The 17,272-nt window shown below is 70.6% G+C and carries 13 protein-coding genes; 8 read left to right on the forward strand and 5 right to left on the reverse strand.

The features are described from left to right. From P3T37_RS36555 to P3T37_RS36565, 3 genes are all read left to right on the forward strand, one after another. On the forward strand, nt 1-1,751 hold a 1,751-nt coding region (locus P3T37_RS36555), incomplete at its 5' end, for a helicase associated domain-containing protein (RefSeq protein WP_280728289.1). 56 nt (nt 1,752-1,807) lie between these two features. Beyond that, nucleotides 1,808-1,963 carry a hypothetical protein gene (locus P3T37_RS36560; RefSeq protein ID WP_280728290.1) on the forward strand — a complete coding sequence of 52 codons (156 nt, stop codon included), beginning with the start codon at nt 1,808-1,810 and terminating at the stop codon, nt 1,961-1,963. Between the two features lie 273 nt (nt 1,964-2,236). Continuing rightward, nucleotides 2,237-3,262 (forward strand): YncE family protein, encoded by a 1,026-nt coding sequence (locus tag P3T37_RS36565; protein ID WP_280728291.1) that lies wholly within the window; start codon nt 2,237-2,239, stop codon nt 3,260-3,262. Nucleotides 3,263-3,395: 133 nt separating this feature from the next. On the opposite strand, the gene P3T37_RS36570 is transcribed toward P3T37_RS36565, so the two are convergent. From P3T37_RS36570 to P3T37_RS36580, 3 genes are all read right to left on the reverse strand, one after another. Further along, nucleotides 3,396-3,581, reverse strand: coding sequence for a hypothetical protein (locus P3T37_RS36570; RefSeq protein WP_280728292.1), 186 nt, complete (start codon nt 3,579-3,581; stop codon nt 3,396-3,398). A gap of 393 nt (nt 3,582-3,974) precedes the next feature. Next, complete coding sequence (locus P3T37_RS36575; protein ID WP_280728293.1) at nt 3,975-5,492, reverse strand: hypothetical protein; 1,518 nt, start codon at nt 5,490-5,492, stop codon at nt 3,975-3,977. Continuing rightward, complete coding sequence (locus tag P3T37_RS36580) at nt 5,489-6,106, reverse strand: hypothetical protein (protein ID WP_280728294.1); 618 nt, start codon at nt 6,104-6,106, stop codon at nt 5,489-5,491. Before P3T37_RS36580 ends, P3T37_RS36575 begins: the two co-directional genes overlap by 4 nt. 546 nt (nt 6,107-6,652) lie before the next feature. On the opposite strand from P3T37_RS36580, the gene P3T37_RS36585 reads away from it, so the two are divergent. The 3 genes from P3T37_RS36585 to P3T37_RS36595 all read left to right on the forward strand — a co-directional run bounded on the left by P3T37_RS36585 (nt 6,653) and on the right by P3T37_RS36595 (nt 12,234). Beyond that, nucleotides 6,653-8,263 (forward strand): helicase HerA-like domain-containing protein, encoded by a 1,611-nt coding sequence (locus P3T37_RS36585; RefSeq protein WP_280728295.1) that lies wholly within the window; start codon nt 6,653-6,655, stop codon nt 8,261-8,263. 427 nt (nt 8,264-8,690) lie between these two features. Next, complete coding sequence (locus P3T37_RS36590; protein ID WP_280728296.1) at nt 8,691-10,061, forward strand: hypothetical protein; 1,371 nt, start codon at nt 8,691-8,693, stop codon at nt 10,059-10,061. 118 nt (nt 10,062-10,179) lie between these two features. Further along, nucleotides 10,180-12,234, forward strand: coding sequence for a PQQ-like beta-propeller repeat protein (locus P3T37_RS36595; protein WP_280728297.1), 2,055 nt, complete (start codon nt 10,180-10,182; stop codon nt 12,232-12,234). Nucleotides 12,235-12,532: 298 nt separating this feature from the next. On the opposite strand, the gene P3T37_RS36600 is transcribed toward P3T37_RS36595, so the two are convergent. Both P3T37_RS36600 and P3T37_RS36605 read right to left on the reverse strand, forming a co-directional pair. Continuing rightward, nucleotides 12,533-14,782 (reverse strand): P-loop NTPase fold protein, encoded by a 2,250-nt coding sequence (locus tag P3T37_RS36600; protein WP_280728298.1) that lies wholly within the window; start codon nt 14,780-14,782, stop codon nt 12,533-12,535. After that, nucleotides 14,779-15,462, reverse strand: a complete 684-nt coding sequence (locus P3T37_RS36605; RefSeq protein WP_280728299.1) for a sigma factor-like helix-turn-helix DNA-binding protein — start codon at nt 15,460-15,462, stop codon at nt 14,779-14,781. Before P3T37_RS36605 ends, P3T37_RS36600 begins: the two co-directional genes overlap by 4 nt. A gap of 308 nt (nt 15,463-15,770) precedes the next feature. Between P3T37_RS36605 and P3T37_RS36610 the strand changes: the two genes are divergently transcribed. Next, the gene (locus P3T37_RS36610) at nt 15,771-16,487 is read left to right on the forward strand and encodes a hypothetical protein (RefSeq protein WP_280728300.1); all 717 of its coding nucleotides are present in this window, start codon (nt 15,771-15,773) and stop codon (nt 16,485-16,487) included. Next, a complete protein-coding gene (locus P3T37_RS36615) occupies nt 16,484-17,224 on the forward strand; it encodes a helix-turn-helix domain containing protein (RefSeq protein ID WP_280728301.1) in 741 nt (246 codons plus the stop codon). The genes P3T37_RS36610 and P3T37_RS36615 overlap by 4 nt, the downstream gene beginning before the upstream one ends. The last annotated feature ends 48 nt before the right edge of the window (nt 17,225-17,272 follow it).

Genomic DNA, 17,272 nt, shown 5'->3' on the forward strand with positions numbered 1-17,272 from the left:
ACGACGCCCAGGTCCCGGCCAAGCGCCGGCTGTACTTCACCGCGACCCCGAGGATCGCGGATGACCGGCGCGCCAAGGACGGCCTGGCCGACCTCGCCGCCGCCGAGAGCGCCGAGAAGCTGCCCGCCCTCTGCTCCATGACGGACACCCGGATCTACGGCAAGACCTGCTTCACCTGGACGCTCGGACAGGGCATCGAGCACGGCTACCTCGCCGACTACCGCGTCTTGGTCCCCGTCGTCACCGACGAGGACCTGCGCGAACTTCTCAACCTCCCAGCCGTCGCGGACCTGCGCTCGCAGCGCTCGAACGAAGAACTGGTGCGCCTGGCCCTGCAGATCGCGGTGCTGCGCGCGGTCGCCGACCTCGGCCTGCGCCGCGTCATCACCTTCCACTCCCGGGTGTCCGCCGCGCGCGAGTTCGCGAACACCCTGCTGGACGCCTGCGAGCTGCTGCCCGACGCGGACCGCCCCGAGCGGATCTGGGCGAAGGCGGTGGCCGGCACCGACCGCCTCAAGGACCGCCGCGCCGCGTTCGCCGACTTCAAGGCCCACACCGGCGACGACGGCGAGGAGTGCGGCATCCTCGCCAACGCCCGACTCCTGTCCGAGGGCATCGACGTCCGGGCCGTCGATGCGATCTGCTTCGCTGACCCGAAGTCGAGCGTCATCGACATCGTCCAGGCCGTCGGCCGGGCGCTGCGCCAGTCCTACCGGCAGGGCAAGGTGTCCTGGGTCATCATCCCGGTCTACCTGCCCGCCCCCGCCGTAGGCGACGGTATCGCCACCGCCGACCCGGCCGAGGTCCACGACGCCGGGGAAGCGGTGAAGGCGGAGGCCGACGCCGAGATCGAAGCATCGTCGTTCCGCACCATCTGGCGGGTCCTGCGCGCGCTGGCGGCGCACGACGCCCGGGTGGTGGGCCGGATCACCGAGCTGCGCGCCAGCCGCGCCCACATTGCCCAACGCACCGCCACGACCAAGGCCTCCGAAGAGGGCACCGAAGCCGGTCCCAGCGGGGGAGAGCAGCAGCCTGCCGCCCGGGAGTCGCCGATCGAGTGGCTGCGGATCAACGCCAAGCACCACGCGAACGCCATCCTCCAGACGGTCAAGCTGCGGGCGTTCAACCCCAGGGCGACCGAGTGGCAGCGGATGCACGCCATCGCCACCGCGTTCCACATCGAGCACGGCCACCTCGACCCCACCGACAAGGCGAAGCACTCCGAGCTGATCTCCTGGCTCACCCGCCAGCGCCACCTCCACGGCCAGGGCCTGCTGGATGCGGCCCGGGCCAGCGAGCTGGACGCGCTCGGCATGATCTGGTCGAAGAACGCAGGCGCCTGGGAGCGCGGCGCCGCCTACGCGAAGGCCTTCCACCACCAGCACGGGCACCTCGCGATCCCCGCCACCGCGAAGCTCGACGACTACGCCGTGGGTGCGTGGATGCGCCGCCAGCGCAAGGCCGCGGGCCTCAACCCCGACCAGGCCGCGAAGCTCGACGCACTGGACGAACTGTGGCGCCTGGAGCCGGACTGGAACCGCTCCTACCGCCGCCTGCTCGCCTACCTCGCCGCCGGCGGAACCCTCACCGGCCCAGCCAACCGCACCGGCGGCGAGGCGGACCCGGCCTTCCGCCCCGGCGCGTGGCTGCGCAAGCAGGCGGGGGCCCGCACCGAGGGGAGGCTGACCGAGCAGCAGGCCGCGCTCCTGGACGCGCTCCACGGACATACAGCCGAGACCGTCGCCGGCTGACCGGACCCGAGATCCGCCGTCCCGGCCCACGGGGGCGGCCCGACCCGGAGGGACGAGTGATCACCACCGAGACCACCCCGCAGCCGGGCACGCCGGTCGGCCGCGACTGGCGGGAGGAGCTGGAGAGCACCCGCCTGGCCCGCTTTGCTGTGGCTCGGCTGCGCCGTGCCCTGGCGGCCGGGTCACAAGGATTTCACAAGACCCCTTGCTAGGTTCGCCGCTGATTCGGCACTTGGAAGGGGTAGTTGATGGCGTTCCCCGGGCATTGGACGTTGCCGTGGGCACTGGCCCTGGCCGTGGCGCTGGGCGCGTCGGGCTGTCAGACAGTCGGCAACGGCCCGAGCGGCGGCACCGGTCCGGTGTCGTCCGTTGCGGTGGCCACAGCGGTTGCCCCGCCCGGGTGCCAGACCGGGCCCGCGCCTTCGCAGCCACAGCTCACCGGTGTCCGCACCACGAGCCTGACCGTGCCGGCCCAGCCCTTCGGATTGGTCTACGCCCCTACCGCCCACGTCGCCTTCGCCGTGCTGCAGTCGGCACTGGGGGTGCTGTCCACCGACAGCGCCACGCCACGGCTCGTGCGGACGATCCCGCTTCCGGCCACGAGCGTGGGCAAGGAAGGCGCCACCGGAATCACGCTCACCCACGACGGAAGCGAACTGCTCATCGCCGCGGGCAGCGGGGCGATCGTGGTGGACACGGCCAAGGCAGCGGCCGGCACGCCAGGGGCCGTGCTGGGAACGCTCACCGGCACGGCCGGGACCAGCGCGATCGAGGTCACCGTCTCACCCGACGACCGCTACGCCTTTGTCAGCCAGGAGTACGGCAACGCCCAGACCGGCCACCGCGGCGACATCGAGGTCTTCGACCTGCGCGCGGCGGTTCGTACCGGGTTCGGCCAGGCTGCGCAGATCGGCAGTCTCACGCTGGGCGACGCCGTGGTCGGCACCGCCCCGTCCCCCGACGGGCGCCGACTGTACGCGACCAGCGAAGTCGACCCGAGCACGCCGGCGGGCTCCAAGCACGGCGAAATCAGCGTCATCGATCTTCCCACCCTGGAGTCCACTCCGGGCAAGGCCCTGCTGGGCAGCGTCGCCGCCGGGTGCGAGCCGGTACGGGTCCTGCCCGCACCGGACGGGCACACCGTGTGGGTCACCGCACGGGGAAGCAACGCCCTGCTCGCCTTCGACGCCGACAAGCTCACCACCGATCCCGGGCACGCCCTGCTGACCTCCGTCCAGGTGGGTACCGCCCCGGTTGGCCTGGTCCTCGTCCAGGGCAGCGCCCGCATCATTACTGCGGACTCCGACCGGTTCCACACCGCGGGCGCCACGACCGGCTTGACCGTGGTGGACACCCGGGCCGCGCTCACCGGTAAACCGGCCGCCCTCGGTCGCATCCCGACCGGCGCCTTCCCCCGCGAGTTCGCCCTCAGCCCCGACGCGACGACCCTGCTCGTCTCGGACCACGACTCTGACCAGCTCCAGGCGATCGACACCGCCACACTGCCGTGAGGTGGGTCAGCCGAGTCGACGTCCGAATTGTGGACGCCGTGTGCTTCGCGGTCCCGAAGTCGTCGGTCATCGACATCGTCCAGGCCGTCGGTGACCGGGTGGCCCCAGCTGTGGGCCAGCTGCCCCAGCCCCATCAGCTCGCGGACGTCGTCCACCCTGGGCAGCTGCTCCGCGAAGTCCAGGGCGGCGTCGAGGACCTCCAGGGCGCTCGGGCTGTCGGCGCGTCGGGGTCGCCGGCGAACCGGCACAGCGCCGCCGCCCGCCCGTCTGCCGGGCCGAGCACCAGCACGGCGTTGTCGAACAACTTCTTCGCCGCCATCGCGTCTTCTCCTTCTCAGTTCGGGACGGTGTGCAGGTGCCTGCGTCGGTCGGCGGCTCGGGGTCGGGCTGGCGGGTCATGAACGGGCATGGGGGCGCCGCGCGCCACGCCGACCGTACGCCGACGCCGGCGACGGGTCCGCCGCCGCGACCACAGCTGCCTTCAGCATCGAGTGGCAGCGCTTCCGCGACGCCACCACCGGCACCCTGACGAAGCGCTACGACCCGGACCACGACCTCGTCCTTCAGGCGCGCTGCGCGCCGAACGCCACCGCCAGGACATCGCCCGTCCCCGGCGAACTTCCTGGATGTGGCAGGCGGCAGCCTTCGGCTGATCAGTTCACAGGCGCCGAGCCGCGCTCCCAGCCACCGCGAGCCTTCCCGGTCAACAGCATTAGCGGCGGCGGGTCGGGTGTTTCGGTGGGGGGTTCCACAGGCGGGTGAGGGTTCGTGTGGCGGTGGTGGTGAGGCGGTCGGTGAGAGCGAGCGTTTTGGCTAGGCGGGTGCCGCTGCCGCTGGCGGGGGCGGCGGAGGGGGTGGGCGGGTAGGGGAAGTCGGGGGCCGCGGTGGGGGCGAGAGCGGTCAGGTAGGGGGGTTGGGGAGGCAGGACGAGAGCGGTGGAGGCGGGCGCCGGGGTGCGGGTCGCGGCTGCGTGGCTCAGGTCGGTGGGGGTGAGGTTGGTGCGCCGCCCCAGGGCGAGGTCGGGGTCGCAGTCCAGGAGTTCCATGTGCCGGGTACCGCCGGCGTGGGCGACGAGCAGCAGGGCGTAGTCCTTCATGCGCTGGATCTCGGTGGGCTCGACGGCGAATTCGTGGACGCGCTGGAGCGTCTCACTGGTGGACCAGCTGACACCGGTGCTGTCGCTGGTGCCTTCCGAGGTGCCTTCCGAGGTGCCGAGGTTCCAGCTGCGCCCGTAGGTGGTGGAGGTGGCGCGGCGTTTGGGTTTGGCGAGGAAGCGGTTGGCCTGCCAGGTCCCGCTGGTGGCTCTGCCATGGCCGGTCGAGCCGCCCTCGCTCTCGCTCTCGCCCCAGGTCTGGGTTCCGGAGGTGCCGTGGGTCTGGGAGCCGCCGGTGGTCAGGGTTTTGGAGGCGATGGTGAAGCGGTAGTCCTTGCCGATGTAGGCGGCGGCGGCCTCGGCCTGCTGAGGGTTGGCCATCCGCATGAATCCGACGGCGCCGGCGCCGCCCAGCAGCTGCAGGCGGCTTTCGCTCAGGTGGCGGAAGAGGTAGACCAGCTGGGTGTCTGGGCGGTCCGCGCACAGGTCGGAGAGGTGTTGCAGGTGGCGGGGGTTGAGGTGGTCGGCGCCCACGACGACGACGGTGTGGGCCTGGCGCCGGCCGATGTTGCCCAGCGCGCGCTGGATCGTCCACTGCATCATCAGGTTGGACAGGAGGTCGGCGACCGCGTTGTGGCCGTCCCGCGCGTCCAGCAGGAAGGCGTGCAGGTCCGCGTCCGCCATCACGGGCGTCTCCCGCCCCAGGGCGGTGACGGGGTAGAGCACCGCCTGCAGTGCCCGCATCTCCGACATGGCGTCCTTCACGAACGCGTCGGTGAGCATCACCGCGAACGCCCCCGCCTCCGCCTCACTCAGCAGACCCGCCTCACTCGCACCGGAGCCCATGATGATCTCCAGTGCCTCGTGAAGGCGGGCCGGCGCGAGATCGGGAGCCAGGATCGTACAGATCCGGTGCACCAGGTGATGGGCCTTCAGCCGCTCGGTGTGCGCCCCGCCCCCGGCCCCGCCGTAGGCGGCCTCCACCAGCACCGTCGCCATCTGCTCCACCGTCAGCCCCTGTACCAGCGGACACCGCTCCAGATCCGCCGGCAGCACCTGCCGGTCCACCCGGAAGCCCGCATCCATCGCCAGAAGGCACAGCTCGTTGGCCAGCTGCCGCCCGGACAAATCGATCACGATCGTCGGCGCACACGTCCCCACCGCCGACGCCCCGTACAACGTGAGCAGCGCCTCCCACCCCCACGCCCGGTCATCCGCCCCACCGAAGACGTCGATCCGCCCCGCACCCCCCCCGCCACCCCCACCGCATGCCACAGCGCACTACGCGCCCGGGACCGCTTGTCCTCGACCGCCCACAACACCTGGGCGGCACGCCACAACTCCAGCTGCGCCGTGTGCCCTCTGGCGAGGTCGCGCCGGCGCTGCCAGACGCGTATCCGCAGGACCGCAGCGGCCGTGAGCATGGCTGTGGCGGTGGCGAGGGCGGCCAGGAGCAGGCCGAAGGCGAAGAAGATGACGGTGGTGGCGGCAGATCTGCCGGCGCTCAGCGCGACAAAGGGCCAGGCGAGGGCGGACAGCAGCAGCAGCGTCGTACTCAGGACGGTGAGGGCCTTGCTGGCCAGGATCAGGTCACGGGCGGACACCCGCGCCCGCGGCGCTGAGGGCGCGGGCGGCTGGGCGCGAGGGTAGGGCTGTTCGCGTTCCTCGCGGTAGACGAACCCGAGTCGCTCCCCGGTGGCGAACATCGTCTGGGCACGGGCTGGGTCCAGCGGCCGGTCCGAGGCTGTCACAGTGGCGGTTCCCTCTGGATGAGGCGGTACGGCGCGGCTCACGGCTGTGGGGGAGAACGGGGGCGCGATGACGGCGGGCATCTTGTCAGGACAGGCGCGGAACAACGGGTGACACCGCCCCGGATACGGTGGTGACGGGCGGTGACAAGAACGTGTGGATTATGGCGCGCCGGGCGGCCTCCGGTGCGCCGATCCGACCGATCGTGACGGCTCGGATACGCAAACACCCCACACAGACGGCTACTTGTGAGGCAAGGAACTGTCGATGGTGTCTTTGGGACGTGTGGGGGTGACAGGAGTTGGAGCCGACCGGCGCAGACCGCATCCGCCCGCACCCCGCCCGCACCCCGCCCGCGCGCCCCGCGCTCCAGCCCGTCGCCGGCATCGCCTCAGTAACCTTGCGAATCAGCTGTATTACGGAGCGTGTGGCCCTATATTCGCCGCATGCCTTCCTCGCGGGGAGTCCGGGTGGACTCCTGAGTACGCCCGCCCGACCCCGCCGCGGGCGCGGCCCCGCCCGACCCGCGCGGCGGGCAGCGGGTCCGGGTGGCCGCGGTCGTCGCGGCCTACCACCGCGCGGTCCTCACCGGCGAGGCGTTCACCCTCGGCTGGCGCCGCACCCGCACCGGCGGCCCCGTGGACATCGTGGTGACCGGCGCGACCAGCGCCCAGGTCCCCGATGCCGAGGGCCGGATCCGCCTGTCCTACCCGCCCGGCGGCATCGGCCACCACACCGACAAGGCCACGTTCTTCGATCACACGCCCGTCCAGGTCGGCATCGACATCCTCACCGACCCCCTGACCGCCACCGCCGGCAGCAACGCGGACGTGGTCGGTCCCGACATCCACACCGGACTACTGGCCACCTGGAGCAAACCGTTCGCCTGGCAGGTCACCGCCCACCCCATCGCCGCCGAGGAAGCCGACGCGATGGCCACCACCGCCCAAGCCCGCCTGCGCGCCGCCAACGCCAACCTCTCCCTCGCCGACAACGCCCTCACCGCCGAGCGCGAGAAAGCCCTCCACCGCGACCTGCGCACCGCACCCACCACCGGCATGTGGCGCATCACCCTCACCGCCGCCGGCGAAACCCCCCACGACGCCGCCCAGATCGCCGGACTCCTCGCCGCCAGCATCAACCTCAGCGGCCTGCCCCACACCCTGCGCCCAACAGGAACGTCCGACCCCACCGCGCCCGGCACCCTTGCTACTTCCGCACTGCTGGCTGCCCTCGCCCTCACCTCCACGCACGAGGTCCCCGGACTGCGCCTGATCACCGCGCACACCTTTGACACCACCCCGGAGACCGACCAGTCCCCGGGCATCGAACTCGGCGCGGCCCTGGACGCCACCCTGCAGCCCACCAGCCCCCTGCGGATCCCCTTCACCTCCCTGAACCGGCACACCCTCGTCTGCGGCGCCACCGGCAGCGGCAAATCCCAGACCACCCGCGCACTGCTGGAAGCCGCCACCGAACACGGACTGCCGTGGCTGGTCGTCGAACCCGCCAAAGCCGAGTACCGCCTCATGGCCTCCCGCATGACCAACGGCACCAAGGTCATCCGCATCCGCCCCGGCGAGACCGACACCCCACCCGCCGGCATCAACCCCCTCGAACCCGCCCTCGTCGACGGCGTCCGCTACCCCCTCCAGACCCACCTCGACCTCGTCAAAGCCCTCTTCATGGCCGCCTTCGAAGCCCAGGAACCCTTCCCCCAGGTCCTCAACGCAGCCCTCACCCGCTGCTACGAAGACCTCGGCTGGGACCTCGCCCTCGGCGAATCCAACAACCCCGACATCACCCCCACCTACCCCACCCTGCGCGACCTGCAGCGCACCGCCGCCCAAGTCGTCGACGAGATCGGCTACGGCAAGGAAGTCCAGAACGACATTCAGGGCTTCATCCGCGTGCGCATCGGCAGCCTGCGCCTGGGCACCACCGGCCGCTTCTTCGAAGGCGGCCACCCCCTCGACTTCACCGCCCTCCTCCACACCAACACCGTCTTCGAGATCGAGGATGTCGGCGACGACCGCGACAAAGCCTTCCTCATGGGCACCGTCATCATCCGCCTCGTCCAACACCTGCGCCTGAACCCCGGCACCCCGGCACCCCGGGCGCCCTGCGCCACTGATGGTCTGCGCGAGAGTGTCAGTTGAGCTTCGTCATCGCAGTGTCAGTGGAATATGGGGGCTGACCAGGTGTTAGAGGCTGACGCTCTGTGCAGAATTCTTGTGACACGGTGACGAATCGTCCGGACATATTCGTGCAGACTGGTATAGCGCGCCGGGTATTTGTGCAGGTCAGGGCGTTGCGGGGAACCAACTTTGAGGCTGGCTCGCTGGTTCGGGCGGCCCCAATGTGGAGGAGGTACCGCGATAGCAGTTCAGGTGCTCCACGGCTTCCCTTGTTCTCCCGCGCGCGGGCCGGGTGCCCTCGCGACAGGGGTGCCCCCTGTCGGTCGACGCGTCACCGCTCCCTCCAGCGGGCCAGGACAAGCCTGGACCCGTCCCAGCCTGCCCGCGGCGCTCCTGCCGCCTGGTCTGCGTCCGTGCTCTGTCGTACCCGGCGCGTAGCCTGCCGGGTATGAGCCCTGCCTCGATCCGGCCCGCGGCAGAACTGCCCGGCGATCCGTCCCGACTCCACTTCTTCTACAGCCACGGCCACCCGGCCCAGCCGTGGGACTACGAGGACACCTTGGAGTGCTGGCGCGTCCAGGTCACCTACGGACTGTCCACCGACGACGAGCTGGCCGGAGACGCAGACGGTGACGGCGCGCCCGCGGCCATGGCACCGGAGCCGGGTAGCGAGATCGGCGAGATCATCCTGTACCGGCTGCGCACCTACACCGGGCACAACCGATGGGAAGTAGCCGACGCCCACTCCGGCGACCTGGAGAGCATCGCCAGCGCCGTCCTCGCCGACAACGGCCACGACTACAACGACGCCTTCGACGAGGTCATCGAGTCATTCGGCGACCTCCTCATCTTGGACCGCGTCCGCCTCGACAAGACGTGGCGCGGCTTCGGGCTCGGCCCGTACTGCGCCGCCGAGGCCATCCGCCGCCTCTCCGACGGATGCTGCGCCGTCGCCGCCTACCCGGGCATGTCCGAGTACCCCGACAACCGGGACGAGGCGACCGAGGCCTACCGCGACGAAGCCACCAGGAAGATCGCCGCCCTGTGGGAGAGCATCGGGTTCCACCATTTCCAGCACGGGGTCTGGCTGCTGGACACCGCCCTCAAGGAGCCCGGCGATCGGCTTGAGGAACGCCGAGCCGACCTGGAAGCATTGTCGGCGGCCTACCAGACCCACCGCCTCGCATCCGCTGACACCTCCCCAGATCCCGTGCCGGCCACCGCCGCCCGGCCGGCCCCACCCGCAGCTGCTCCGCATGCTGCACCCGACCCGGCCACCCGTCAGGACACGCCTGCGCCCGCGGACGGACTGTCTGGCACCGCCACGCTCACCGACCTGCGCGCAAGCTGCACCGGCACCGGCTGGAGCAGCAACGACCGCACGACCGCCCTGGCAGCAGCAGAGCGGGCCACGAGCGACACCGATCTGCGCGAACTCGCCGCCCAGATCAAGGGCGTCCACTTCGGACTGCACACGGCATGGACCGACGCGGTCACCTTCCCGGCCCGCCGCTTCACCGTCCGCCCCTTCCTGGACGACCCCGCGGCACTGGGGCCACTGGCCGACGTCTGGGTCTACGGCTCCAACCTCACCGGCCGCTACCAGGGGCGTTCCCACGGTGTCGGCGATGTCTGCCAGCACGCGAGGCCGCTCGGCAAGTACACCGAGCGGATGACGCTGGGCGAACTGGTGAGCCTTGGCAGCTTCTGGGAGTGGAACGGTACGGCCTGCTCCTTCTGCGAGGGATGGTCCGGACAGCGCCTCACCCACGCCCAGCACGCGTACTACCTCAGCGTCACCGCCGAGCATCGGCGTTGACATCCGGCGGGCTCCTGCCACGGGCCCGGCCTGCGCCTCCCAGGGCCCGCGCGATGCCGGACTCGGTGTCCGCGTGGCTCGGTATGCTGCCTGAACTTCGCAACGCACAGGTGAGGGAATGAGCGGCAGGACAACGAGCCGGGGAGCCACCCCTTACTCGACCGGTGGCGGCGGGACCGTGCTGGAGCACCTTTACGGGGCCGTGCTGCTGTCCCACCTACTCACCGAAACCCCGGTACCGGCCCTGGGCGACCACGTCACGCCGACCGACATCCGCTTCCAGGCGAAGGCCGTCGACGACGTAGACGACATCCATGTCACCGGACTCGCCCCCAGCGGGGCGCGGCACCGCCTGTCGATCGGCGTACGTCGCCGCCCCAAGCTCACCGCCGCCGACAGCGACTCCGTCCGCCTCATCAGCTCCTACCTGACCACTGTCGCGGCCCGCTGGCCCCTGCTTCAAAGCCGCCGCTGGAGCCTCGCACTCGCCGTCGCCTCCGCCAGCGTCCCCGCACACCAGCTCGCCGAACTGGCCCTCGCCGCGGCCGCCACGGGCAGCAACCCGCACTTCCGCGCCCGCATGAGCGAACCCGGACGCCCCAGCCGAGCCGTCCTGGGACGCCTCGACCAGCTCGACGCCCTGGTCGCCGCAGCCCTCCAGCAGGGTGCGCCCGACGGCGGCGCCAGCCATGCGGAGGTGACCTGGCGCCTGCTTTCCCGACTGTCCCTGGTGGAACTGCGCCTGGAAGGAACCCAGAAGGAAGACCGCTCCCACGCGGTCGGCCGCCTGCAGCACCTGACACCGTCCGGGACCGCCGCCGAAGGCGACGCCCTGTTCTCCAGGCTGGTTGAAAAAGCGGGCACGTACGCGCCCGCCGGCGCCACAGTGAGCCGGCAGACGCTCCTCGCCGACCTCCAGGGCCTCCCCAGCCTCCGCGACGACATCACCCCCGTCCACGAGCCCGCCGACACCGTCGCGACGGCCTCGAGCAAGCCTTCTAAGGCCGGCGCCCCGCGACGCCGCACCGCGGCACACACCCGGCCGCCGCGTGAACTATGGCTGCCCAAACAGCGCCTGCTACCCGAAGCCGAACAGCCCCAGGTCTGCGAGGGCACTATCGTCGTCCGCCACGGCTACCAGATGTCCGCCTTCGACGCCCTAACCGGCACCAACCTGTGGACCAAGCACACCGCGTACCGCGGACGCCCCGTCATTGGCGGGGGAGCGGTCTACATCGCGGACAAGGACCGGTACCCGCTCCCGCGCGACCTGCGGACCGGCAACAAGAAGTCACTGCTGCCCGGACAGATCGTCGACGGGCTCGCCGTCCACGACCGCGGCACCCTGTACGCCCCCGACGCCCGCGGCCGCCTCCACGCCACCGACACCGCCTCCAGAACCCGCCTGTGGACCACACCGACCGGCACCCCGGTCACCGCGCCCGTCCAGATAGCCGGCAGCACGCTCGTCGCCGTCCTCGAAGCAGCTGCGCAGCCGCCCGCCACCGGGCCCGGCCAGGTGCTGGCCCTGGACACCGACACCGGCACGCCACGCTGGCCGCGACCAGTCACCGTGCCCGGCATCGAGCAGTGGACGGCCACGGAGCAGGCCATCTACCTCGTACATCACGCAGCCGACGGATACCGCCTCACCGCACTCGACACCGGCAGCGGCATCCGGCGCTGGGACCACCCCCTGTCCGACACGCTGGTCACCGCGCCCGTCGCGGCGGGCGACACGGTCTACATCACCGCCCAAGACGGCACCGTCCACGCGATCGACGCCGCCACGGGCACCAGGAACTGGACCGTGCGTGTCGGCACGCGCGTCACGGTGCCGCCCGTCATCGCCCAGGACCGGGTTCTCGTCGCCAGCCACACCCCCGGACGCATCACCGCCCTCCACACGCGGACCGGCGAACCAGCCTGGCCGAAGGCCGGCTCCGGCAAAGGGGCATTCGTCAGCACGCCCTACCCGGTGGGCGACACGGTCTGGGCGGCCGACCGGAGCGGCCAACTGCACGCCTGGAACATTGACACCGGCAAACCGCTGACGGTCCGGTACCAAGACGCGCTATGGGACGCCGACCTCCAAGGGACTCCCACGGTCACCGACGGGGTGTTGTACTTCGTCACGCGCGGCGGTGACCTTCGAGCCCTCTGCCTCACCTGACGCTGCCCGGACGTCCCAGGCCGGTAGGCAGCCCGGGATCAGAAGCGCTCGAGGCAGTCCGAACACAGGTCGAGGCCCCGCGGCGGATCAGGAAGCAGCAAGGCGCCGCTTGTTCCGGATCCAGGTGTGGCGTGCCGTCCGCGGCGGCCTGGCGAGGGTAGGAGGTTGTGTCGGCCGAGGGCGCGCCGCCCTCAGCCGACGTGCCGGGCCGGCGGCATCCGCTTCAATGGAGACAGGAAGCTGCCAGCGGACAGAGCCGCGAACCCGGGAAGGCGTCCGACGTTGATCGGCGGCCGGTCTACGACTCGTCCGGCGTGTTACCTGGGGCATCGGGTGCACTGGAGTCCGCACGCGGCTCGTTGGCGGTGCCCGCGTGTTCGTCTCCCGCCACGTCGGGCTCGGCTGCGCGGGACTGACTGGCGAAGCGCTCCCATGGCCTTCGCGGCCGGTTGCCCACGGCGTGGTCGGCCGCGAGGGTCAGTGCTGTCTTGTGCTCCTCGGAGATCTCCAGCCCGTCATCGGTGACGGCGGTGAGGATCTCGGCGACACGCCGGAGGAGCATCTCCTTGCCGAGCCAATCCACCAGCGCTTCCCACGCCAGCTCCTTGGTTGCTGTGACGGCCGCGGCGCCGATGGCCTGGCCGCGGGTCTCGCCGACGCAGCCGGCGAGCAGGGAGAGCAGAACCGTGTTGTCCTCGGCTAGGGCCCGCAGTGCGGTTTTCCCCTTGTCGGTCTCGGCCATGAGATTCGCGAGATAGCCGATGCGGTCCTGGCTGGCGAAGTCCTGTGGCGTCTGGGCCGCGAGCTCGTCACGCAGCTTGCCCTCCAGTTCGGTGGCGACTGCAGGCGCGACCATACCCAGGCCAGCGTTCTTGCGGTGCCCGGCAGTCAGCAGCAGGAGCTGTCGGCCGCTGAGCACGTTGGTCTCTGCGAAGACGGCACGGACCACTTCGTCTCGCACTGCCTCGTCCGGAATGCGTTGCAGGAGCCGGAATGTGAGCCGCATCGGGGTCATGGACCCGCGGGCTGTGAACGCGCCTTGGTCCTCAGGGAGTTGGGAGAGGAGGTCCAACAGGACGGGGATGGCCTGCCGTGCGGGATCGGCCGCGATGTCTGCGGCGACGGGCAGTTCCTCGATCGCCGGGTTCATCCTCTCCAGTAGGTCCATGAGTTCATTCGGGGACCACGAGTCGAGGAATGCTCGGAGTGCTTGGCGGTCGGCGAGCAGCGCCAAGGCCTCGTCCACGCTTCGGGCGGGCACGACGCCGTCGGGGAGCCGGCGTTCGAGGTAGAAGCGGAAGACCGAGGCGCTGGCGACCTTGCGTTCCCGCCTCCAGGTGGTCTCCCATTCCGGAGGGAAGCTCATGTTCTCGAAGTGGTGGCGTGCGGCTGGGAACAGCCACCGGCACACGGCTTCGGCAAGCTGCGGGTCCGCCTCGAACAGGGGGGCGATGGGAGTCTCCGCGATGGCGCGACCGTGCTGGTATCCGCCCTGACCCATCAGGCCGGACCGGGCTGCGAGGTGGTCGGCCGCCGAGGTGACGGCCTCGAACAGAGCCGGGTGCAGAACCCGAACCGCCTCGATCCCTACCAGGTCGGCGAAAGCCACCTCGTCCCCGACCATCCGCATCGTCATCGACAACGAATTCAAGAGCCGCCGGACATGACGGGGCGTCGCAAGCAGCGGACGGATGACGAAGGTGAAGATGTTCTGCCAGTCTTCGGCCTTCATCGGCCCTACGGGCACATCCTCGGGCAGGGCTTGCAAGCCCTCGATGAACATCGTGGCCACGTCCGGCTGCCGTGCCGCCGGAACGTCGTGGGTGACCTGCACGATCTTTTCGAGGTAGGCGCGCCCACGCGCGAGGTCGCCTTCGCCGAGGCACTCCTCGACCCGCCGGCGGTCGAAGGCCAGCAGGTAGAGGGTGCTGGGAAAGTCGCCGACGAGGCGGACGAGGCGGACGATGTCGAGGACCTCCTGCGGGCGCAGGCGGTCGACGTCATCGATGACGACGATCAGTCGTTTGCCGAGGCCAGCGAGGAGGGTGCGCAGCGTCTGTTGCTGCTCGAACGCCGACGGCGCGCCTGAAATCGTTTGGAGAGCGTTGGCCGCGGCCTGAGCGGCGCCCGCCGCGCCGAGGACGGCGGCAGCCGGTGACAAGACCTGCCCGTACAGGGCGAGCTTTCCGGCGATGTTCTTGAGCTTCGGCGCCTTCGCCTGGATCTGCTTGCCGATTTCCGCGAAGAACGAGCCGACGAGCGCCTCGGTGCCGGAAAACATCCAGGGGTTGAAGTGGATGACGATCGCGGTGTCGCCGATGGCGTCGGCCGTCATGTTGAGGATCGAGGTTTTTCCGCTGCCCCAGGGACCGGTCAGTCCCATGACGTAGCCCCGCCCGACAGGGGCTGCCATTACTTCGGCGGCGAGTGCCCCGGCGAACGAGCGGCGGCCGAGCCGGTCCTCGTCCAAGGACTGGATCGGTGCGTCGGCCATGTCCACGGACGACACGGGCAAGCCCTCGGCGTCCGGTTCCTTCTTCTTGGTCACTGTGTCCTCCTGGTTCGTGCGGCCTTTCGGGCCCTGCTCATGCGGGTGTCGAGGGTGCTGCGGCTGATGCCGAGGACCTGGGCGATCTCGACCGGGGTCCATCCCTCGTCTGCGAGTGCGAATGCCGTTTGGTCCCCGGGGCCCATGGCCGCTGAGAGACGGGACACCTCGTCGCGCAGCTCGACGACGTCGGCCGGATCAGGAGGCGGCTCGAGTGCTTGCGCCAGAACACCTGCCTGCTCCACTTCGTTGAACGCGTCGAGCTCGACCGCGCTGGGCGGGAACTGGCGCAGATGCCAGCGCCAGCGGTTCGCGAGGTCCGGGAGACAGCAGACGATGAAGAAGTCCTCCAGATCGGTGCCTTGCTCCGGATCCCACTCACCCGCGGGAAGCACGCGGTCCTTGAACCGCCCGAGGCACTGCTCTACGGCCTCCGCAGCGATGTCCTGAGACAGCGGTGGCCGCTGCAATTCCCACTGCGGGAAGATGCCCACGCCCGCGCGTCGGCAGCGCGCGAAGATGGTGCCGGTCCGGATGGACCACTCGAGATCAAGCAGGGCCCTGCCTGCCAAGCGGCGGGTCAGCTCATCCCACGCGTGTCCGGCGTATCCGCAAGCCACCACCACTTCGAGCAGATCCCGCGTCGGCAGGTCGGCGACATCGCCTGGCCGTGTAGGCATGGGAGGGCCGTCCGTGGGACCGGCGCTTGGAATGGTGCTCACACCTCTTCTCTGTCGGCCACCTCCGACTTTCTTACACGCCTTGCCGACTGCCTTCAGAATCCACCGTCACCTCCGCGGCCAGGCCATCGCCGACGCTGAGATCCTGTGCATCGCACTGGAAGACCAGGCGCCGTCGTGCACACGCCGAGAACCGAGGCCGCGGGAATCAGGCACAAGCGATCAGACGCTTCCGACTCACGCAGGCTCGACGAACGCCGCGTTCACCTCGCCAGCCTCCACCAGCACCTCCTAGACGTGGTTCGGCGTTGCCCGGGGCGACGTTCACCACGTGGGCGGGCGGCGCGGAGGTCCACCTCGCCCTGTCGAACCACATCGCGCCGTGGCGGATCGAGATCCTCGGCGGTCTGATCTTCGAGGATGGCAAGCCGCTGGACGAGTGGGGCAAGCGGTTGAAGGCAGCCTGGGCGGACCTGACCAACCTCTCGAAGCTGCACGGCGACGAGCGGCAGCGGAAGGCGGCCTACCTCGCGTCTCGCGCGGTCCGCAGCGTGCTGCTGTTCGGTCTGGGCGGGTTCGCGCAGCGTCCGCGCCTGGTCTCCGGCACCACCCCGGTCGGCGAGGCGCTCCCGGCCGGGGTGGAGATCCTCGGCCGGGACGAGACGGTGGTGACCTGGCAGCGGCAGGCCGGGTTCTCCCGCGACCCCTACGCCCACCCCGAGTGGGCCGCCTACGTCTGGTCCGGCGCCCGGGCGGCACTGCTGGACATGAAGTACCGCCAGGGCAAGGAGGTCATCGCCTCCGCCGGCGCTCTGCACGCCAAGCCCGGCAGCGTCGTGTACTTCGGTACGGACGGCATCGCGCTGACGGAGCGCCAGCCCTGGCCCTACCGGGGCGAGGTGGGGGACTACCTCCTCAAGGGCCACCTGAGCGGCCCCGTCGAGCACCCGAGGAGCCAGGAGCAGTACTTGAAGCTGCGCGGCCTGGGCCGCGCTGAACTCGCGCAGATGGGAGCTGACCAGTGAGCCCGGCCGACCCGGACAACCCGAACGAGGCCGCGCGCCTGACCCAGGAACTCATCGACGAGGGCTACACCAAGCGCCAGGTCGCCAAGATGCTCGGCCGCGACGCCTCCCTCGTCAGCCAGTTCTTCACCAAGGGCAAGGGCGCGAGCATGGTCGGCGCGCTGCGCCAGCTGGTGCGGGCGGTGCGCGGCGGCGAGCGCGACGCCGAGGCGCTGTCCGGCATCGCCGGGGCGAACACCAAGCGCCGCACCACCAAGGGCGGGCAGAAGGCGAGGGTGCGGGGCAAGGACACGATCGGCACCCCGGGCGCCAGCATGGCCGGCCGGGCCGGGAAGCAGGCCATCAAGTCCGGTGCCGCCCACCTCGCCCCGGTGGTCCACGAGACCGGGCAGGCCGGGGGAAAGCTGGCCTTCACCGTGCGGATGAAGGCCAACCAGTTCACCCACTCCGCCGGGTCGAAGGACGACTCGCCGGGCCTACGGCGTGGAGTGATCCCGCGCGCGGACGGCACTGAGGAGCGCACCTACGGCTCCAGCTCGACCGGAGGCTTCGACGCCGCCGAGTGGTCCCAGCGCGTCGCGGACCACCACGGCGACGTCACCGAGGCGATGAAGGCCTGGCTGGTGGAGACCGGCCGCGCCGTCGAGGACGCCGACATCGCCTACATGGAGGTCCGCGACCAGCCGCCGCCTAGTACTCCAGTGAGACTTCTCCATTTGCCCTGGTCAAGAGCCTAGTGGCGGGGAGTTTAGCGGGGCTGGCGCGTGGGTGGGACGGGTTTGAGG

The organism is Kitasatospora sp. MAA4 (genome assembly GCF_029893355.1).
Lineage (GTDB): Bacteria > Actinomycetota > Actinomycetes > Streptomycetales > Streptomycetaceae > Kitasatospora.

Bases quoted from the DNA above. Each gene is read 5' to 3' on its own strand.
- P3T37_RS36570 (WP_280728292.1), bottom strand. From the start codon at position 3,581: ATGGCGGCGAAGAAGTTGTTCGACAACGCCGTGCTGGTGCTCGGCCCG.
- P3T37_RS36590 (WP_280728296.1), top strand. From the start codon at position 8,691: ATGAGCCCTGCCTCGATCCGGCCCGCGGCAGAACTGCCCGGCGATCCG.
- P3T37_RS36595 (WP_280728297.1), top strand. From the start codon at position 10,180: ATGAGCGGCAGGACAACGAGCCGGGGAGCCACCCCTTACTCGACCGGT.
- P3T37_RS36605 (WP_280728299.1), bottom strand. From the start codon at position 15,462: ATGCCTACACGGCCAGGCGATGTCGCCGACCTGCCGACGCGGGATCTG.